This window comes from Pseudomonas sp. 3HC3 (assembly GCF_044904505.1).
GTDB classification, from domain to species: domain Bacteria; phylum Pseudomonadota; class Gammaproteobacteria; order Pseudomonadales; family Pseudomonadaceae; genus Aquipseudomonas; species Aquipseudomonas putida_Y.
In genome coordinates this window covers 1-1,206 of sequence record NZ_JADDRH010000050.1, presented here as the reverse complement: position 1 = coordinate 1,206, position 1,206 = coordinate 1, and the positions used below count along the sequence as shown (strand labels likewise).

Sequence of the window (1,206 nt, the reverse complement as noted above, 5' to 3'; positions counted from 1 at the left end):
ACGACCTGGTCGTGACCCTGAGCAACAATGCCCAGGTCACCATCAAGGCTGGCGAGACCAGCGCGCCGTACACTCACGACGCGCAGGGCGATGACGTCTATCAGGATGCTGGCGAAATCAGCCTGGGTATCAATTCGGCGGAGGACGCCACTGGTGCGACCTTCGAGAACCTGGAACTCGGCGATGCGGCTTCGGTTGAAGTGACCGACACCACTGACGAGGTCGTGGCGAAGCTGACCGCCACCCCTTCGGTGACCGAAGGCGGCGAGATCACCTACACCATCACGCTGACCAACAAAGATGGTCTGCCGATCAACAACCACTCGGAGCTGTACTTCAAGCTGACTGACGGCACTACTGTCGTCGTGGCTGCCAACAGCACCACGGGCTCGGCGACTGCAACCGCACCGGACAACGTCTATGTCGGCACTAACCAGCCGGTGGTCAATGCCATCGACGCGGTCAGCGGCGCAGATGCGTGGAAGTTCGAAAACCTGAATCTGGACAAGACCCCGGTCAGCACCGAGGTGACCGACGAGCCAGGCACCCCAGGTAACCCGGGCGGCAACAACGAAGGCGACCTGGTCAAGGTCACCATCACGGCCGACCAGACTTCGGTAGCCGAGAACGTCAAACCGACGTTCACCGTGCACGTCAACCAACCGCTGGACCACGACCTGGTCGTGACCCTGAGCAACAATGCCCAGGTCACCATCAAGGCTGGCGAGACCAGCGCGCCGTACACTCACGACGCGCAGGGCGATGACGTCTATCAGGATGCTGGCGAAATCAGCCTGGGTATCAATTCGGCGGAGGACGCCACTGGTGCGACCTTCGAGAACCTGGAACTCGGCGATGCGGCTTCGGTTGAAGTGACCGACACCACTGACGAGGTCGTGGCGAAGCTGACCGCCACCCCTTCGGTGACCGAAGGCGGCGAGATCACCTACACCATCACGCTGACCAACAAAGATGGTCTGCCGATCAACAACCACTCGGAGCTGTACTTCAAGCTGACTGACGGCACTACTGTCGTCGTGGCAGCGAACAGCACCACGGGCTCGGCGACTGCAACCGCACCGGACAACGTCTATGTCGGCACTAACCAGCCGGTGGTCAATGCCATCGACGCCGTCAGCGGCGCAGATGCGTGGAAGTTCGAAAACCTGAACCTGGACAAGACCCCGGTCAGCACCGAGGTGACCG

At 61.2% G+C, this 1,206-nt stretch carries 1 protein-coding gene; it reads left to right on the top strand.

Annotated features, from left to right (window positions below; all coding sequences use genetic code 11):
- Positions 1–1,206 (top strand): immunoglobulin-like domain-containing protein (locus INQ47_RS25595; protein ID WP_404702896.1); only part of this gene is annotated, 1,206 nt, incomplete at both ends.